Origin of the sequence: Streptomyces sp. LUP47B (assembly GCF_001746295.1) — a bacterium.
In the GTDB taxonomy this organism is placed as follows: Bacteria; Actinomycetota; Actinomycetes; order Streptomycetales; family Streptomycetaceae; genus Streptomyces.
In genome coordinates this window covers 254,750-270,788 of record NZ_MJAH01000004.1, presented here as the reverse complement: position 1 = coordinate 270,788, position 16,039 = coordinate 254,750, and the positions used below count along the sequence as shown (strand labels likewise).

Sequence of the window (16,039 nt, the reverse complement as noted above, 5' to 3'; positions counted from 1 at the left end):
CGGCTGATGGAGATCGACAACTTGACCCCGGCCGAACGGCGTGTGTGGCGTGCCTTCCCGAAGGGCGAGGCCGTGGACTTCCGTACGGCGGAGGACGAAGACGTGGCGGAGGGCGCCGAGTGGGGTGCCGAACGCACGGTCCGGGCCACCGTGTTGCGGGCGCTGATGCTCAACGGGCCGCAGGAGGACGGTGAGATACCCGCCCTCAAGCTCGCGGGCGCCCGGATCACCGGTGTGCTCGGGCTCCAGTACGGGACGGTCGACCACGCCGTACGCCTCAGCCATTGCCACTTCGACGACGTACCGCTGCTGTACGGCTGCCGGCTGCGCCAGCTGAACCTCAGCAACTCCGTGCTGCCGGGACTGACCGCCGCCACGATGCGCGTGGACGCCGTGCTGCGGCTGACGGACTGCAAGGTGAACGGCCCGGTCCGGCTCGGCGGTGCGCAGATCTCCGGAGCGCTGTTCATGGACCGCGCCGAGATCACCGCGGTCGACGCCGGTGAACCCGCGCTCCAGCTCAACCACATGACCATCGGCGACGACCTGTGGGCGCCGGGCCTGCGCACCCACGGCGAGGTCCGCCTCAACGGCGCCACCGTCGCCGGTTCCGTCAACCTCATCGACGCCCGGCTCAGCCACCCCGGCGACATCGTCCTCGACGCGCAGACCCTCGTCGTGGAGGGCGACGTCCACTTGCGCCGGGTGCACACCTTCGGCTGGATCGGTCTGCGCGGCGCACGGATCGCGGGCCGGCTCGACTTCTCGTACGCGCACCTGTCGAACCCGGGCGACGCGGCGCTCAGGGCGAACAGTTCCACCATCGGGGAGCTCTGGCTGCGCAAGGGGCCGCGCATCGAGGGCACCCTGAGCCTGCGCCGCGCCCAGATCGACGACCTGTTCCTGGAACCCGAGGTGGTGCCGGAAGAGGTGCAGTTCAACAAGCTCGTCTACACCTCGCTCACCCCCCAGGAGCCCGCCGACCGCCGCCTGCCGATGCTGGAGCGGGACCGTGAGGGCTATGTCCCGCACGCCTACGAGCAGTTGACCGCCGCCTACCGCCGCATCGGCGACGACCGCGCCGCACGACTGGTCCAGCTCGCCAAGCAGCGCCGCCACCGCGCCACCCTCGCCTGGTACGGGCGCCTGTGGGGCCACGTCCAGGACGCCACCGTCGGCTACGGCTTCCACCCGCTGCGGGCCTGCGTCTGGCTGGTCTCCCTGCTCGCCGTCGGCACGGTCGCCTACAGCCTCCATCACCCGCCACCGCTCAAGGCGGACGAGGCCCCGCACTTCAACGCGCTGTTCTACACCCTCGACCTGCTGCTGCCAGTGATCTCCTTCGGCCAGGAGGGCGCCTTCGCCCCGCGGGGGTGGTACCAGTCGCTGTCGTACGCGCTGGTCATCGCGGGCTGGATCCTGGCGACGACGGTCTTCGCCGGTGTGACGCGGACCGTCAACCGTCAGTGAACACGGGCTACTTGGGGGCGCCTGCCACGCCCGCCAGTTCCGCGATGTCGCCGAGCATCCGCGCCGCGTCCGGCTCCCGCCCGGTGAACAGCCGGAACGCGTCCGCGGCCTGGAAGACGGCCATCCCTCCCCCGTCCAGAGTGGCGCAGCCGAGCGCTCGGGCGGTCCGGAGCAGCTCCGTCTCCAGCGGGCGGTAGACCACCTCGGCGACCCACAGCCCGGGGCGGAGCAGGTCGGCCCGGAAGGGCAGGCCGGGGTGGGCGGCCATGCCGGTGGGAGTGGCGTGCACGATGCCGTCGGCGTCGGCGAGCAGCCGCGGCAGTCGGCCGGGGATGGCCGCGGCCGCCCGGCCCTCGCCGAAGTGACGGTTCAGCGAGGCCCCGAGAGCCACGGCCCGGTCGGCGAGCGCGTCGACGACGGTGACCCGGCCGGCGCCCAGGGTCAGCATGGCGTGCGCGACGGCCGCCCCCGCACCGCCCGCCCCCAGCTGCACCACCCGTTCGAGCGGCACGTCGGGCAGCCCGCGCGCGAAGGACGCCGCGAAACCGGTGACGTCGGTGTTGTGGCCGGTCGCCCGGCCGTTCTCGAAGACCACGGTGTTGACCGCGCCGAGCGCCTCGGCCTGCGGGGCGAGCGCGTCCAGGTGCCCGATGACCAGCTGCTTGCACGGGTGGGTGATGTTCAGCCCGTCGAAGCCCAGGTCACGGGCGGCCCGCACCAGATCCCCGACCGCCTCGGGGCGCACCCCGAGCACGTCGATGTCGATGAGCCGGTACAGACAGCGCAGGCCCTGCCGGTCCGCCTCCCGCTCGTGCAGCGCCGGGCTCAGCGACGGGCCGATGCCGGCGCCGATGAGTCCGACGAGAAACGAGTCCTTGGCCACGCGGACCTCCCGAGGCGAGCTCTAATGTACGAACCAGTACGTTAGCTATATCAGCCGGGCTGCCGCCGGGGAAGACTCCGACCGCGCCTTCTAGAATCTGCGCCACCGGCCGCACTCCCGAAGGAACCCGATGACCAGCGTCGACGAACCGGCACGACCGAACGGGCGGATCCGCGACGCCGCCCGCACCCAGGCCGAGATCCTCGACGTGGCGACCCAGGAGTTCGCGCGGGCCGGCTACGACGGCGCCCGCGTCGACGAGATCGCCGCCCGCACCCGCACCACCAAGCGGATGATCTACTACTACTTCGGCGGCAAGGAGCAGCTGTTCACAGCCGTCCTGGAGCGGGCGTACGGCGTGATCCGCGAGGCCGAGCAGGAGCTGGACGTCGAGCACCTGGACCCGGTCGCGGCGATCCGGCGGCTGGCCGAGGTGACCTTCGACCACCATGAGCAGCACCCGGACTTCATCCGCCTGGTCAGCATCGAGAACATCCACGGGGCCGAGCACATCGCCGCCTCCGAGAAGCTGGGGAAGATCGGCTCGCCCGCGCTCGACGTGATCCGCCGCATCCTGGCCTCGGGGCAGGAGTCCGGCCTGTTCACCGCCGACGTGGACGCGGTCGACCTGCACGCGATGATCAGTTCGTTCTGCTTCTTCCGGGTCGCCAACCGGCACACCTTCGGCGCCCTCTTCGGCCGCGATCTGGTCGCCGCCGAGCAGCGGGAGCACTACCGGACCATGTTGGGGGACATGGTGATCGCCTACCTGACGGCGGACCGCGCGGCGGACTGACCCGGCACGTCCGGACCCCTTGACACCCGGGATGCGCGGGCGCACCATCCTCGGCAACCGCTACTAACTATCCAGTGGGTTAATTAACTGGATAGCTCCCGGAGTCCCCCCGAAGGAGCACCCCCGTGTCCGTCCCCGCCGAAGCCGTCGGGCAACCGAAGAAGGCGGCGACCGCCGCCTGGATCGGCAGCGCCCTCGAGTACTACGACTTCTTCATCTACGGCAGTGCCGCAGCCCTGATCTTCCCCAAGGTGTTCTTCGACGAGTCCGACCCGGCCACCGCGACCCTGCTGTCGCTGGCCACGTTCGGTGTCGCCTACGCGGCCCGGCCGGTCGGCGCGCTCTTCCTCGGGCATGTCGGCGACCGGGTCGGCCGTAAGAAGATCATGGTCTTCACGCTGATCCTGATGGGCCTGTCGACCTTCCTCATCGGCTGTCTGCCGACCCGCCACCAGGTCGGCACCCTCGCCCCGGTCCTGCTGGTCCTGTGCCGCGTCCTGCAAGGCATCTCGGCGGCCGGTGAGCAGGCCAGCGCCAACTCCATGAGCCTGGAACACGCACCGGCACACCGGCGGGGCTTCTTCACCAGCTTCACGCTCAGCGGCACCCAGGGCGGACAGCTGCTCGCCACCCTGGTCTTCCTGCCGGTCGCCGCGCTGCCCGAGGACCAGTTGCTGTCCTGGGGCTGGCGAGTGCCGTTCTGGCTGAGCGTGGCGGTCGCCGTGGTCGGCTTCGTCATCCGCCGCAGGCTGGACGAGACACCGGCGTTCGAGCAGCAGGCCGCCTCCGAGGGCGTCCCGAAGCTTCCGCTGGTGGTCCTGCTGCGGGAGCACTGGGCGGATGTGCTCCGGGTGATCGGGGGCGCGCTGATCGCCTCGGTCTCCACGATCTTCACGGTGTGGGCGCTGGCGTACGCGACGAGCGACGCGGTCGGGATGAGCCGTTCCTCGATGCTGTGGGTGGGCGCGCTGGCCAACCTCGTCGCGCTCGCCGCGATCCCCCTGTGGGCCACGCTGTCGGACCGCGTCGGCCGACGTCCGGTCTTCCTGATCGGCGCGGCGGGCAGCGCGGTGACGATGTTCCTCTACCTCTGGGCGATCTCCACGGGCAACTACCCGCTGACCCTGCTGCTCGGCATCGTCGCCTTCGGCGTCGTCTACAGCGCCGCGAACGGGGTCTGGCCGTCCTTCTACGGCGAGATGTTCTCCACCCGGGTCCGGCTGTCGGGCATGGCGATCGGCACCCAGATCGGTTTCGCGGTGGCCGGTTTCGCGGTCACCTTCGCGGCACGGATCGCGGGCCCCGACGGCACCGACTGGTCCTCGGTGGCCCTGTTCACCGCGGCCCTGTGCGTCCCCCCGCTGATCGCCGCCCTGACGGCCCGCGAGACCCACAAGGTCCCCACGGAGGACCTGGGCTCCCGTACCTCCCGGGAGGCGCCCCGCCCGGAGAAGGTGACGGCCTGACCCTCCCCGTTCCGCTCCCCCACGTCGAGCCCCCCGGGTGCCCTGCCGGCACCGGGGGCTCGGACGTGTCCGGTCCGGGGCGCCTACGCGTTGGACCAGCCCCGCGTGCACAGCACCAGCCGGTACCCGTCCGGGTCCTCCACCGTGACGCCCCACTCGTTCCAGTAGGGGTTGGGCGACGGCACCCGTTTGCCGCCGTGGGCCTCGAGGCGGGCCAGGAGGTCCTCCGGTACGGGCCCGTCGACGTAGATCACCAACAGGTCCTCCTCGGTGGGGCGGGGTTCGACGGGGTGGCCCTGCTCGTGGACGAGTTCCAGGTGCCAGTCGGCGTCCGGCCACCCGAGCATCAGCAGGTCGTGCTCGCCGGGTTCGGGGCCGCCCTCGGCGCGCCACACGACTCCCAGACCGAGCCCCTCCACCCAGAACCGCTCGGCGGCGGCCAGGTCCCGGGACGGGCGGGCGATGCGGATGTGGCTGCGGCCGTTGACCGGCATGGTGACCTCTTCCCCCTCGGTGTGGCGGTCAGCGTAGGCAGGCACCGATCACCGGCGCATCGGCCATGCGCCCTGCTTCCCGAGTCGTAGGACCTCTCCCGCCGGGGTGCGCGGGGCGTCCCCTCGGTCAGCCGCGGTCCGTCCGGGCCGGAATCCCGTACGCCCGTTCCACCCGCAACCGCAGCACCAGCCTGCGGTCCCGGACCATCGCCGCGCGGTAGTCGTCCCAGTCGGGGTGTTCGCCCTGGACGTCCCGGTACAGACGGACGAGTTCCTCGACCGTGTCGTCGTGCGGGTCGTCCGCGACGGGGGTGAGGTCGGCCGTGCCCTCGGCGACCGTGTACGCCCATCGGTCCGGCGTCGTCACGTGGTACGAGGCGCGGGGGTCCCGGCGCAGGTTGCGGGTCTTGGCGCGGTCGTCGGTGAGGGAGACCCGGATGATCCGCTCGTCGGGGTAGTAGGCGTGGCTGACGTTCGACAGCTGGGGCCGGCCGTCGCGTTTGAGGGTGACCAGCACCCCGCCGTGGCCCTGGGAGAGCAGCCGGAGCAGTGCGTCCTGCGTCGCGTCCTGAGTCATACCACGATCAACCGGCCCGGCCGCACCCGGCATTCCCGTGACCGGCGATTCGCCGCCGACCCGCGGCTCGTGGCGGTTTCCTGAGCGACGATGATGTCTGAGGTGGTCCGGGCCGGGTATATCGGTCCGCACCTCGTAGGACGGCGACGGAGGAGAGCGATGGCACAGCTTCGGCAAGAGGTCGATCCCGCTGAGGTGGGGCTGGACGGCAAGGCGCTGGACCGCCTCGACCAGCACTTCGCCCACTACGTCGACGAGGGCCGGATGCCCGGCTTCCTGGTGTCCGTCGCCCGCGGCGGACGCGTCGCCCACCTCACGGCGCACGGCCACCGTGACCTCGCGGCCGGCCTGCCGGTCGAGGCCGACACCCTGTGGCGGATCTACTCGATGACCAAACCGGTCACCTCGGTGGCCGCCCTCCTGCTGGTGGAGGAGGGACGGCTGTCGCTGGACGACCCGGTGGCCGACTATCTGCCGGCGTTCGCGGAGCCCCGGGTCTACGTCGACGGTTCCGGCGAGAGCCTCACCACCCGCCCGGCCGACGGTCCGATCCTGATCCGGCATCTGATGACCCACACCGCGGGTCTGACTTTCGCCTTCTACCACTGCCACCCGGTCGACGCCCTCTACCGCGAGGCCGGCCTGGAGTCGTCCGTGCTGCCGGGCTCGGACCTCGCCGAGACCGTCGCGGTGTACGCGAGCCTGCCGCTGCAGTTCGAGCCGGGTACGCAGTGGAACTACTCGGTCGCCTCCAACGTCCTGGGCCGGGTCATCGAGATCGCGTCCGGTCAGACCCTCGACGCCTTCTTCGCCGAGCGCGTCCTCGGGCCGCTCGGGATGACCGACGCCGGCTTCTGGGTGCCGGACGAACAGACGGACAGGCTCTCGGAGTTGTACGGCGAGAAGGACGACGGCACCATCGAGCCGGTCCCCGGCCTGCCGCTGCGGGGCCGCCCCCGCCTGCTGTCCGGCAGCGGTGGCATGGTGGCGTCCGCCTACGACGTCCACCGCTTCGCGGAGCTGCTGCGCCGCCGCGGCGAACTGGACGGCACCCGTCTGCTGTCCGCCGAGACGGTGGACCTGATGACCTCCAACCACCTCCCGGACGGCGCCGACCTGCGCTCCTTCGGTGCCAAACCCGCCCACGACGAGTCCGGCAACGACGGCGTCGGCTTCGGCCTCGGCGTCTCCGTGGTGACCGACCCGGCCCGTACCCTGGCCCCTTCCGGCCTCGGTTCCTACGGGTGGAGCGGGGCGGCGTCCACGACCTTCTGGGTCGACCCGGGCCGCGATCTGACCGTGCAGTTCTTCACCCAGGTGCGGCCGAAGACGCTGAAGCTGTTCCCCGACCTCAAGCGGCTGGTCCACGAGGCGGTCGTGGACTAGGCGCCCCGGGTCGCCTGGTGATCGACCCGGAGCGTGAAGTGGACGCCGTCGCGGGCGAGTTCACCCAGCCACTGCTCGGACCGGGCCGCCGTCTCCGCCGCCCGGTTCAGGCCTGCCGGAACAGAGCCGTCCAGGATGTGACCGGTGCCGAGGGCGAGGGTGCGGGAGACACAGCGGGCCATGGCGCTGTCCTCCTCGTCACCCACCAGGTCGAGGAGGTAGCCGCCGGACCAGGTGCGGCCGTCCTTCGCGCGCACGTCGAGGGAGACGGCGAGGACGACCCGGTCGCGGTCGGCGTCCGTCGTCGGGTATCTGGCCGCCAGATCCTGGGCCAGGGCGGCGATCCGGGTGTCGTCGCCGGTCCTCAGCTCCTCGAAGACCGGTTCCCAGGCGCGCAGCCAGCCGTCAAGACGGAGGGTGCCGCGCACGAAGGTCCGCGGTGTCCAGGCGGCCGGCAGTCCGTACTGCTCGATGAAGGGGACGCTGTCGCGGTTGGGGTAGACCTCGAAGGTCTCGCCGTCCACGACATGGCGCCGGGTCGCCTCCCAGGGTCGGTCGGCGGTGGTCGGGTTGCCGTTGTCGAGGTAACGGGCGGGTGAGCGCAGGGCGTTCAGGACGCCGGCGGGGGCCCAGCTGAAGCGGTACCTGAAGTCGTTCGGGACGGCGGGGACACCACCGCAGTAGGAGGTGAGGCTGTACGACGCCGGTGTCGCGTCGCCGATCACACCGCGGGCCCGGGCGACGAGGCTGTGCGCGAAGAGGTGGTCGATGCCCGGGTCGAGGCCCGCCTCGGTGAGGACGACGATCCCGGCCTTCTCCGCCTCCGGCACCTGTTCGAGGACGGCGTCGGACACATAGCTGGAGCAGGCGAAGTGGGCCTTTCCCCGCACACAGGCGGCGAGGATCCCGGCGTGCTCGGGCGCGGGCAGCATCGACACGACGACGTCCCCGGGCGCCAGTGCGGCCGCGAGCGCGGACAGCGAGTAGGCGCCCGGCTCGGCCCGTCCGGTGAGCCCCAGTGCCGCGACGGCCTCGGCGGCACGCTCCTCGGTGCGGTGCCACAGGCGGACCCGGTCGGCGGTGTCGCACAGCTCGGCAAGGCCGCTGCCGGTGGAGAGCCCGGCGCCGATCCAGTGGACGGTGCCGGTCGCGGGAACCAGGTCAGGCACGGCGGAACTCCCCTTCGTCGATGCCGAGTTCACGGCACGCCTGATGGAACCGGTCCAGACAGCGCCCCCAGGGGCCGGCGACCCCGAACGCCGGCAGCAGGGGCAGCAGGGACGCCGAGAAGTCGACGCTGGCCTCCTCCGGGAGCAGGGACGGCAGGTTGTCGATGGCGATCAGGTCGAGCGGGGGCTCCTTGTGCAGCCGGCGGACGGGCTCGGCCCACTCGGTGACACGGTCGTAGACCGGCAGGACGTTCAGGGGCGAGCCGACGTCGCAGGTGACGTCGGAGAGGGTGCGCAACCGGCGGGCCGGGTCGTCCAGGTCCGCCTCGCGGACGAAGGGCGGGACGGGAGTGGTGGCGAGGACGCAGTTCACGAGCAGGTCGTGGGCGAGCAGGGCGGGGCGGTCCAGGGCGCGGGTCTCCTCGAGGTCCCAGCAGACCGGCTCGACCCCGGCGGCCCGGAGCGCGACGCGCGCGCCCCGGCCGCTGCGGCCCAGGGCCCCGATCACCAGCGCCCTGAACTCCTCGTCCCCGGCGACGGGCCGCAGCACCTCCGCCAGCTCCTCCTGCGAGGTGGGCGTGAGGGGCGCGGACAGCCTGCCCCGGTGCTGGAGCACGGCCAGGGCCGCACCCAGGTAACCGGCCCAGTAGCCGAAGGCGGTGAGCCTGCGGCCCTGGTCGTCGACCAGGTACTCCAGGTCGAGGAGCGCCCCTCCCCCGGCGGCGAACCGGCGCAGCAGTTCCGGGGCGCCCGGCTGCCCCTTGTAGGCGTGCCCGAAGAAGACGTGCCGGTGCGGCAGGGCGGCGGGCTCGTCGGGGAGTTCCTTCAGGCCTACGACCACGGCGTCCAGCGGCGCCCGGGACGCCCACGAACCCGCGGGCGCGACTCGGCAGCCGGCCGCCTCGTACTCCTCGACCGGGAAGATCCGCTGCGGGGACTCCTCGACGGTCAGCGTCACCCCGCTGTCGACGAGCCGCCGGGCGTCGGACGGCACGACGGGTGTGCGTCGCTCGGTGGAACGGACCTCGTGGCGCAGCCACAGATGGAGCTCGGTCATACGCGGTTGGCCTCCGGGCGCGGGGCGTCGGCCGCGAACCGGCCGGCGCTGAGCGGGCTGATGTCCACGAAGGGTACGCGGCCGAGGTACAGGTCGCGGACGACCTCGCCGACGGCCGGCCCCTGGAGGAAGCCGTGACCGGAGAAGCCGGTCGCGTACAGGAAACGGGACACCGAAGTGGCCTCGCCGATCAGGGCGTTGTGGTCGGGGGTGAGCTCGTACAGGCCGGCCCAGCCGCCGGTGCGGCGCAGGTCGAGCAGGGCGGGAGCGCGAAGGCTCATGGCCTCGGCGAGGCGGGGGATCCAGCGGTCGTGGGTGGCGGTGTCGAAACCGGGTGTCTCGTCGGGGTCGGACATGCCGAGGAGGAGGCCGGGGCCCTCGCCGTGGAAGTAGAGGCTGCTGGTGAAGTCGATGGTCATGGGGAGGTCGGGCGGCAGCCCCTCGACCGGTTCGGTGACCGCGATCTGGCGGCGCAGCGGCTCGACCGGCAGGTCCACGCCGACCATCGCGCCGACGGCCCGCGACCAGGCGCCGGCCGCGCAGATCACCGTGCCGGTGGCGATCCGGCCCCTGCTCGTCACGACGGCCCTGATGTCGTCGCCGCGCAGTTCGATGCCGGTGACCTGCGTGTGCCGCAGGATCGTCGCGCCGTGGCGGCGGGCGTCGGCGGCGTAGCCGTGCACGACGGACTCGGGGGTGCAGTGGCCGTCCTCGGGCGAGAAGGCGACGGCGAGCAGGCCGTCGGTGGTGATGAGGGGGGACAGCCGGCGCGCCTCGGCCGGGTCGGTCATGCGGCTCGGGACGCCGACGGAGTTCTGGAGGCGCACGCTCTCCTCGAAGGAGGTGACCTCTTGCGGGGTCGACAGGAGGAACAGATAGCCGACGCGGTGCAGTCCGATGTCCTGCCCCGTCTCCTCCTCGAAGCGGCCGAACGCCTCGAGGCTGCGCGCCCCGAGCCGGATGTTGAGCTCGTCGGAGAACTGGGCCCGCACCCCGCCCGCGGCCTTCGAGGTGGAGCCGGAGGCGAGTTCGTCGCGCTCGACGAGCACCACGTCCCGTACGCCGGCGCGCGCCAGGTGGCGGGCGATGCTCGTGCCCATGACTCCGCCGCCGATCACGACGACATCGGCCGTGTACGTGCTCACCGGCGCGCCCCCGTCGCCGCGGCCGCGTCCTGGATGCCGAGGCCGGCGGGATCGGTCGGCAGCCCTGCCTTGAGCGGGCCGGAGAGGAAGAGGACGTCGGTCATTCCCTCTTCCTGTCCGGATTTCCCGTCCCGGAATCAGTCCGTGATCAGGACAGGTGGGCCACCGCGTCCAGATGGGGCAGGACGTGGTCCAGCCGCTCCCGCTTGGTGCGCAGATAGGTGATGTTGCTCTCGCACGGCGTGATCAGCAGCGGCACCGTCTCGGCGACCTTGATGCCGTGCCGCAGCAGCGCCTCACGCTTGCGCGGATTGTTGGACATCAGGCGGACCGAGTTCACGCCCAGGTCGTGGAAGATCCCGGCGGCGACGCCGTAGTCACGGGAGTCCACGGGCAGCCCGAGCGCGAGGTTGGCCTCCACCGTGTCCAGACCCTCCGCCTGGAGCGCCATCGCGCGCAGCTTGGCGAGCAGTCCTATGCCCCGGCCCTCGTGGCCCCGCAGGTAGACGACGATGCCGCTGCCCTCCTTGACCACGGCCCGCAGCGCGGCATCCAGCTGGTCGCCGCACTCGCAGTGCTGGGAGCCGAACGCGTCACCGGTCAGGCACTCCGAATGCAACCGGACGAGGACGTCGTCCGAGCCGATGTCACCGTAGACCAGGGCGACCTGTTCGTCACCGCGGTCGTGATCGAGATAGCCGACCGCCTGGAATTTCCCGTACACGGTGGGCAGCGGGGCATTCACCACGCGTTCCACGCCGGTGCGCTGTGGTGCCTTCTTGCCGAGGACGCCAACTTTATCTGTCATGATCTGTTTCCTAAGCAGAGACGAAAGGCCGTGAAAAGATGAGCGGTTCGGGAATACGGTCGGCGGCGTACGGTCTGTTGCCGACGGACACTACGGAAGACGTACGGACGCGGGGCGCGGGCGTTTCAACGCAGGTCGCCGTCCTTCCGGTCGGAAGCTTCGAACAACACGGTCCGTACCTCCCCCTGGCGACCGACACGCTCGTCGCCTGTGCCGTCGCGCGGGAGATCGCCGCGGCGTACCCGGTGCACCTCCTCCCCCCGGTGACGATCTCCTGCTCGCACGAGCACGCGGCCTGGCCGGGGACCGTCAGCATCTCCTCCGTCACCCTTCATGCGGTGGTACGGGACATAGCGGCCTCGCTGCGCCGCTCGGGCGTCGAGGCGCTGGTCGTGGTCAACGGACACGGCGGCAACTACGTGCTGGGCAACGTCGTCCAGGAGGCCTCCGCCCGCGGGGAGCGGATGGCGCTCTTCCCGGCCGCGGAGGACTGGGAGGCCGCCCGTGTGGAGGCCGGCGTCGTCACCTCGCTGCTCACCGACATGCACGCGGGTGAAATCGAGACCTCCATTCTTCTGCACACCGATCCGGAATGTGTCCGATCCGGTTACGAGACCTCCGATTTCGTCGCGGACGACCGTCGTCATCTCCTCACCCTCGGTATGTCCGGTTACACCGATTCCGGTGTCATCGGGCGCCCTTCACTGGGCTCGGCGGAAAAGGGGAAAGCCTTGCTGGAGAGCCTCGCGGCGTCCTTCGGTGCGTATTTCTCGGCGCTCACCGGGGAGTAGCGGTTCGCCGGGCGCAGGCCCTGGTACCAGCGGACGACCAGGACGACCGCGCCCGGCAGGCTCGCCACGAAGCTGAGGACGCCGTACACGATGGCGGTCGCGAGGCCGGCGCCGGCGCCGAGGCCCATGGCGGCGAACGCCCAGGCGGTGACGCCCTCCCGGGGCCCGAACCCCCCGATGTTCAGGGGTAGTCCCATGGCGAGCAGGGCGAGCACGGCCAGGGGCAGCAGTTCGGCGACGGTGGCGTCGGAGCCCGCGATGCGGGCGGCGAGCACGAACATCCCGAGGTGGCCGGCGAGGACGACGGCCGAGGAGAGCGCGACGCCCGGCCAGTTGCGGCGGGACAGCAGTCCCTCGCGGGCCTCGCCGAGGGTCGCCCGCAGGAGGCGGCGCCGGCGCGAGGAAGGGGTCCGGTTCATCCGCAGGGCCACGACGACGGCGAGCGCACCGAGGGCGGCGAGGCCGACGACGGGGGCGAGGTGGCGGGCCTCGGCCAGCACCGGGGACTCCATGGTGAGCAACACGGCACCGCCGACGACGGCCAACGCGATCTGCCCGGCGACCCGTTCGAGGACGACCGCCCGTACGCCGCGGCCCATGTCACCGGTGCTCTGCCCGTGCCGCACCGCGCGGTGCACATCGCCGAGGACACCGCCGGGCAACGCCGCGTTCAGGAACAGGGCGCGGTAGTAGTCGGCCACGGCCTCGCCGAGCGGCAGCCGGATGCGCAGCCCGCGGGCCACCAACTGCCAACGCCAGGCGCTGAACACGGTGGTCAGCACGCCGATCGCGAGCGCCGCCAGCAGGGCCGGGCCGTCGATCCGGCGCAGCCCGTCGAGGAAGACGCCGGTGCCGAGGCGCCACAACAGGACCGCGAGGATGGTGACGCCCGCGACGGTGCCGATGTGGGTGCGCAGGGCGCTGGAGCTGAGGACTCCGCGCAGCGCGGTACGCCAGCGGGGGGCCTGAGCGGGCAGGGGCCGTGCCTCGGTCACGATCACGCCGATCCGGTCCCGGGAGACGGCGGCGGTCAGGTCCGCGACGGACTCTCCGGCTGCCTCCAGGATCCGGGCCCGGGCCACGAGCGCATCGGCCCGCGCCGTGAGCACCTCGTCCCGCGTCTGGACCACCTCGGCCTGGAGCGTGAGGGCCCGGCGCGAGAGGGCGCCCGGCTCGGACGCCTCCGCGGATCGCCGGACGGGCAGCCGCGCCGCGCCGTGACCGGTGCTGCGGACCGGGAGGCTCGCCTTGCTCTGGTCGGCGCTACGGACCGCAAGGGGCCCGCGCCCCTCGCCCGCCCCGGCGTCGTCGCCGCGCGTCGAGTGGTCCTCCTCCCGGCGTCCGGTGCGCTCCGTATGCCGCTCGGTGTCCGGCCGCACCGTCTCCACGCTCATGACGCTCCGCCCGTCGGCCGGGACAGCGCCAGCAGGTCGCTGTGGTGGACGACGACCTTCAACTCGCCCGCGCGGCAGGCCTCCAGACGGTCCCGGAGGTAGCGCTCGGCGGGCTCCTTCAGCTCGGGCCGCTCCTCGACGGCCGCGCCGACCCAGCCGCGCAGCCACTGGGCGGTGAGCGCGGACTCGGCGGGGCCGAGGCGCCAGGCGCTCGGATGCAGCCGTACCGTCGCGCCCCGTTCGGAGAACGCCTCGCAGGCGACGGTGACGGCGTCCGGGCCGAGCAGTCCGCCGCGCCGCTGATGGGCGTTGAACGCGTCGGCGATCTCGTCGTCCAGCGGGTCGGACGGAGTGAGTTCGACGCGGCCCGCCACGGACAGGGTGAGCAGGGCCGGGCAGCCGGCGCCCGTGCAGGCCGTGGCGAGGGTCCCGATCTCCTCGCGGGTGAGGACATCGAGGAGCGCGGAGGCCGTGACCAGGGAGGCGCCGGCGAGGGCGTCCGGGGTGAGCAGGCCGACGTCGCCGCGGCGGGTCTCGACGGTGACCCGGCTGCCGTCGGCGGCGGAACGCGGGGAGGCGACCGCCGCGAAGTGCAGGAGGTAGGGGTCCCGGTCGTGCAGGATCCAGTGCTGGGGGCCGTCCAGGCGGGGCGCCAGCCAGCGGCCCATCGAGCCGGTGCCGCAGCCCAGGTCGTGGATGACGAGGCCGGCCTTGCCCGGCAGGTTCGCCAGCCGGATCCGCAGCGGGTCGATCAGATCGCCCGCCCGCGCGGCCGCGTCGGGCCCCTCCCGGAGCTCGAGCCACTCGGGGGCGTAGCGGGGAGCGTCGTCGGGACCCGCGTCCCTGAGCCGCACGGTGGGACGCTCGCCGGGGTGGGCGCTCGGACCGGCACCGGGGATGACCGATTCCGCGTCGGAAGGAACTCCGGGCTTCACGGACGCCACCTCCCGCGGCCCCGGCTGTGCCGGGATCTTCCCGTTCTGCTTGGTCGCCGTGTTCCTCATGCCGCCCTCCAGGGCTCGCTCGGGAGTCGGCCGAGTACTCCGGCCAGGCTGCGGGCCGTGGTCGCCCAGCCGTCCAGGGCGGCCCGCCGGCCCCGGGCAGCCGCCTTCAGTCGGCGTCGTACGTCCGCCTCGCCGAACCAGCCGCGCAGTTCCGCGGCGAGGGCGGCGGGGTCCTCCGGCGGGACGAGGATGCCGGGCACGCCGCCGTCGGGGGCGCGGCCGACGGCCTCCGGCAGTCCGCCGACGTCGGTGGCCAGCACCGGGATGCCGCGCGCGAGGGCCTCGGTGACCGCCATGCCGTAGGTCTCGGCGTAGGAGGCGAGGACCATCAGGTCGGCGGCGGCGTAGCTGGCGTCGAGCTCGGCCCCGGCCTGCGGTCCCACGAGATGCAGGCGGTCCTGGAGGCCGTACTTCTTGATGAGCATCCGCAGACTGGCGACGTACTCGGGATCCTGGGTGATCCCGCCGACGCACACACAGCTCCACGGCAGGTCCTGCGCGCCGGCCAGTGCCTCGATCAGCCGGTGCTGTCCCTTGCGGGGGGTCACGGCGGCCACGCACAGCAGCCGGGAGACACCGTCGGTGCCGGAGGCGAGCGGGGCGATGTCGGCACCCGGGGTGGCGACGTGGACCCGCTCGGGGGCGAGGCCGTGGTGCGAGACGAGTCGTCGTACGGCCCAGTCGCTGGTGGCGATGACGGCGGGCACGGCCCGCAGCACCTCGCGCTCCTTGGCGTCCAGTTCGAGGGCGAGATTCGGTTCGAGCCCGGTCTCGTCGCCGAGCGGCAGGTGGACGAGGACGGCGAGCCGCAGCCGCTCCGCCTCGGGGACGATGATCTCCGGGACCCCGCAGGCGACCAGTCCGTCGATCAGGACGACGGTGTCGTCGGGCAGGTCCCGCAGCGTGCGGGCCAGTTCGGAACGGGCGGCGGCTCCCGGACGCGGCCAGCTGCCGGCCACCGCGTGGCGCTCGACCTGCCAGCCGAAGCCGGGCAGGTCGAGGCAGACCCGCCGGTCGTAGGCGTTGCCGCCGCTCGGCGCGGTCGAGTCGTCCACGCCACCGGGCATCACGAAGTGCACGGACCGCAGGGACATCGGGATGATCTCGGCCTTCGTGAGGGCGGAGTGCTGCACGGGCACGTAGTCCAGCGTGCCCGTCCGCCCGGTGGTCATGTCGGTCACAGGGCACGCTCGTAACTCGCCCAGGCGACGTGCGACTCGTGCAGGCTCACGGTCAGGCCCGCGAGGCCCTTGGCGCCCTCGCCGAGAGCGCCTTTCGCGATGCGCTCGGCGAGCCGGTCCGCGATGACCTTGGCCAGGAACTCCGTCGAGGTGTTGATCCCGGCGAAGTCGGGTTCGTTGTCGAGGTTGCGGTAGTTCAACTCGCTGACGACGGCACCGAGTTCCTGGGTGGCCAGTCCGATGTCGACGACGATGTTGTCGTCGTCCAGCTGTTCGCGCCGGAACGTGGCGTCCACCAGGAACGTGGCTCCGTGCAGACGCTGCGCGGGCCCGAAGACCTCGCCGCGGAAGCTGTGGGCGATCATGATGTGATCGCGGACGGTGATGCTGAACAACGGACGACCCTCCAGGTGCGGCG

At 72.3% G+C, this 16,039-nt stretch carries 15 protein-coding genes and 1 pseudogene; 5 read left to right on the top strand and 11 right to left on the bottom strand.

Annotated elements, in window-relative coordinates; all coding sequences use genetic code 11:
• Positions 1–6 precede the first annotated feature (6 nt).
• Positions 7–1,470 carry a membrane-associated oxidoreductase gene (locus tag BFN33_RS14785; protein ID WP_069760482.1) on the top strand — a complete coding sequence of 488 codons (1,464 nt, stop codon included), beginning with the start codon at positions 7–9 and terminating at the stop codon, positions 1,468–1,470.
• A 7-nt stretch (positions 1,471–1,477) separates the two neighbouring features.
• Here BFN33_RS14785 and BFN33_RS14780 read toward each other — a convergent pair whose 3' ends face one another.
• Positions 1,478–2,353 carry a shikimate dehydrogenase gene (locus tag BFN33_RS14780; RefSeq protein ID WP_069760481.1) on the bottom strand — a complete coding sequence of 292 codons (876 nt, stop codon included), beginning with the start codon at positions 2,351–2,353 and terminating at the stop codon, positions 1,478–1,480.
• A gap of 130 nt (positions 2,354–2,483) precedes the next feature.
• Here BFN33_RS14780 and BFN33_RS14775 point away from each other — a divergent pair, with 130 nt between their 5' ends.
• Both BFN33_RS14775 and BFN33_RS14770 read left to right on the top strand, forming a co-directional pair.
• Complete coding sequence (locus BFN33_RS14775; protein ID WP_069760480.1) at positions 2,484–3,149, top strand: TetR/AcrR family transcriptional regulator; 666 nt, start codon at positions 2,484–2,486, stop codon at positions 3,147–3,149.
• A gap of 125 nt (positions 3,150–3,274) precedes the next feature.
• Complete coding sequence (locus BFN33_RS14770; protein WP_069760479.1) at positions 3,275–4,615, top strand: MFS transporter; 1,341 nt, start codon at positions 3,275–3,277, stop codon at positions 4,613–4,615.
• Between the two features lie 83 nt (positions 4,616–4,698).
• On the opposite strand, the gene BFN33_RS14765 is transcribed toward BFN33_RS14770, so the two are convergent.
• Both BFN33_RS14765 and BFN33_RS14760 read right to left on the bottom strand, forming a co-directional pair.
• Entirely contained in the window at positions 4,699–5,109 is a 411-nt protein-coding gene (locus tag BFN33_RS14765) for a VOC family protein (protein WP_069760741.1), read from the bottom strand.
• A 127-nt stretch (positions 5,110–5,236) separates the two neighbouring features.
• Complete coding sequence (locus tag BFN33_RS14760; protein WP_069760478.1) at positions 5,237–5,686, bottom strand: PPOX class F420-dependent oxidoreductase; 450 nt, start codon at positions 5,684–5,686, stop codon at positions 5,237–5,239.
• A 159-nt stretch (positions 5,687–5,845) separates the two neighbouring features.
• On the opposite strand from BFN33_RS14760, the gene BFN33_RS14755 reads away from it, so the two are divergent.
• Positions 5,846–7,072, top strand: a complete 1,227-nt coding sequence (locus tag BFN33_RS14755) for a serine hydrolase (RefSeq protein WP_069760477.1) — start codon at positions 5,846–5,848, stop codon at positions 7,070–7,072.
• On the opposite strand, the gene BFN33_RS14750 is transcribed toward BFN33_RS14755, so the two are convergent.
• The 4 genes from BFN33_RS14750 to ribA all read right to left on the bottom strand — a co-directional run bounded on the left by BFN33_RS14750 (position 7,069) and on the right by ribA (position 11,251).
• Entirely contained in the window at positions 7,069–8,241 is a 1,173-nt protein-coding gene (locus tag BFN33_RS14750) for a saccharopine dehydrogenase family protein (protein WP_069760476.1), read from the bottom strand. The two genes, BFN33_RS14755 and BFN33_RS14750, sit on opposite strands and share 4 nt — an antisense overlap.
• A complete protein-coding gene (locus BFN33_RS14745; RefSeq protein WP_069760475.1) occupies positions 8,234–9,298 on the bottom strand; it encodes a saccharopine dehydrogenase in 1,065 nt (354 codons plus the stop codon). Before BFN33_RS14745 ends, BFN33_RS14750 begins: the two co-directional genes overlap by 8 nt.
• Positions 9,295–10,443, bottom strand: a complete 1,149-nt coding sequence (locus BFN33_RS14740) for an FAD-binding oxidoreductase (protein WP_069760474.1) — start codon at positions 10,441–10,443, stop codon at positions 9,295–9,297. The genes BFN33_RS14745 and BFN33_RS14740 overlap by 4 nt, the downstream gene beginning before the upstream one ends.
• A 148-nt stretch (positions 10,444–10,591) precedes the next feature.
• On the bottom strand, positions 10,592–11,251 hold the full coding sequence (gene ribA / locus BFN33_RS14735) for a GTP cyclohydrolase II (RefSeq protein WP_057612671.1): 660 nt from the start codon (positions 11,249–11,251) through the stop codon (positions 10,592–10,594).
• 38 nt (positions 11,252–11,289) lie between these two features.
• Between ribA and BFN33_RS49760 the strand changes: the two genes are divergently transcribed.
• The gene (locus BFN33_RS49760) at positions 11,290–12,042 is read left to right on the top strand and encodes a creatininase family protein (RefSeq protein WP_079140830.1); all 753 of its coding nucleotides are present in this window, start codon (positions 11,290–11,292) and stop codon (positions 12,040–12,042) included.
• 110 nt (positions 12,043–12,152) lie between these two features.
• Here the strand turns inward: BFN33_RS49760 and BFN33_RS54280 are convergent.
• The 4 genes and pseudogenes from BFN33_RS54280 to BFN33_RS14715 all read right to left on the bottom strand — a co-directional run.
• Positions 12,153–13,436: pseudogene (locus BFN33_RS54280) on the bottom strand (lysylphosphatidylglycerol synthase transmembrane domain-containing protein); the annotation flags it as partial.
• On the bottom strand, positions 13,433–14,440 hold the full coding sequence (locus BFN33_RS14725) for a class I SAM-dependent methyltransferase (RefSeq protein ID WP_069760473.1): 1,008 nt from the start codon (positions 14,438–14,440) through the stop codon (positions 13,433–13,435). The gene BFN33_RS14725 and the pseudogene BFN33_RS54280, both read right to left, overlap by 4 nt.
• Entirely contained in the window at positions 14,437–15,621 is a 1,185-nt protein-coding gene (locus BFN33_RS14720) for a glycosyltransferase family 4 protein (RefSeq protein ID WP_069760472.1), read from the bottom strand. The genes BFN33_RS14725 and BFN33_RS14720 overlap by 4 nt, the downstream gene beginning before the upstream one ends.
• Positions 15,618–16,016 carry a 6-carboxytetrahydropterin synthase gene (locus BFN33_RS14715; protein ID WP_069760471.1) on the bottom strand — a complete coding sequence of 133 codons (399 nt, stop codon included), beginning with the start codon at positions 16,014–16,016 and terminating at the stop codon, positions 15,618–15,620. Before BFN33_RS14715 ends, BFN33_RS14720 begins: the two co-directional genes overlap by 4 nt.
• Positions 16,017–16,039: the final 23 nt, after the last annotated feature.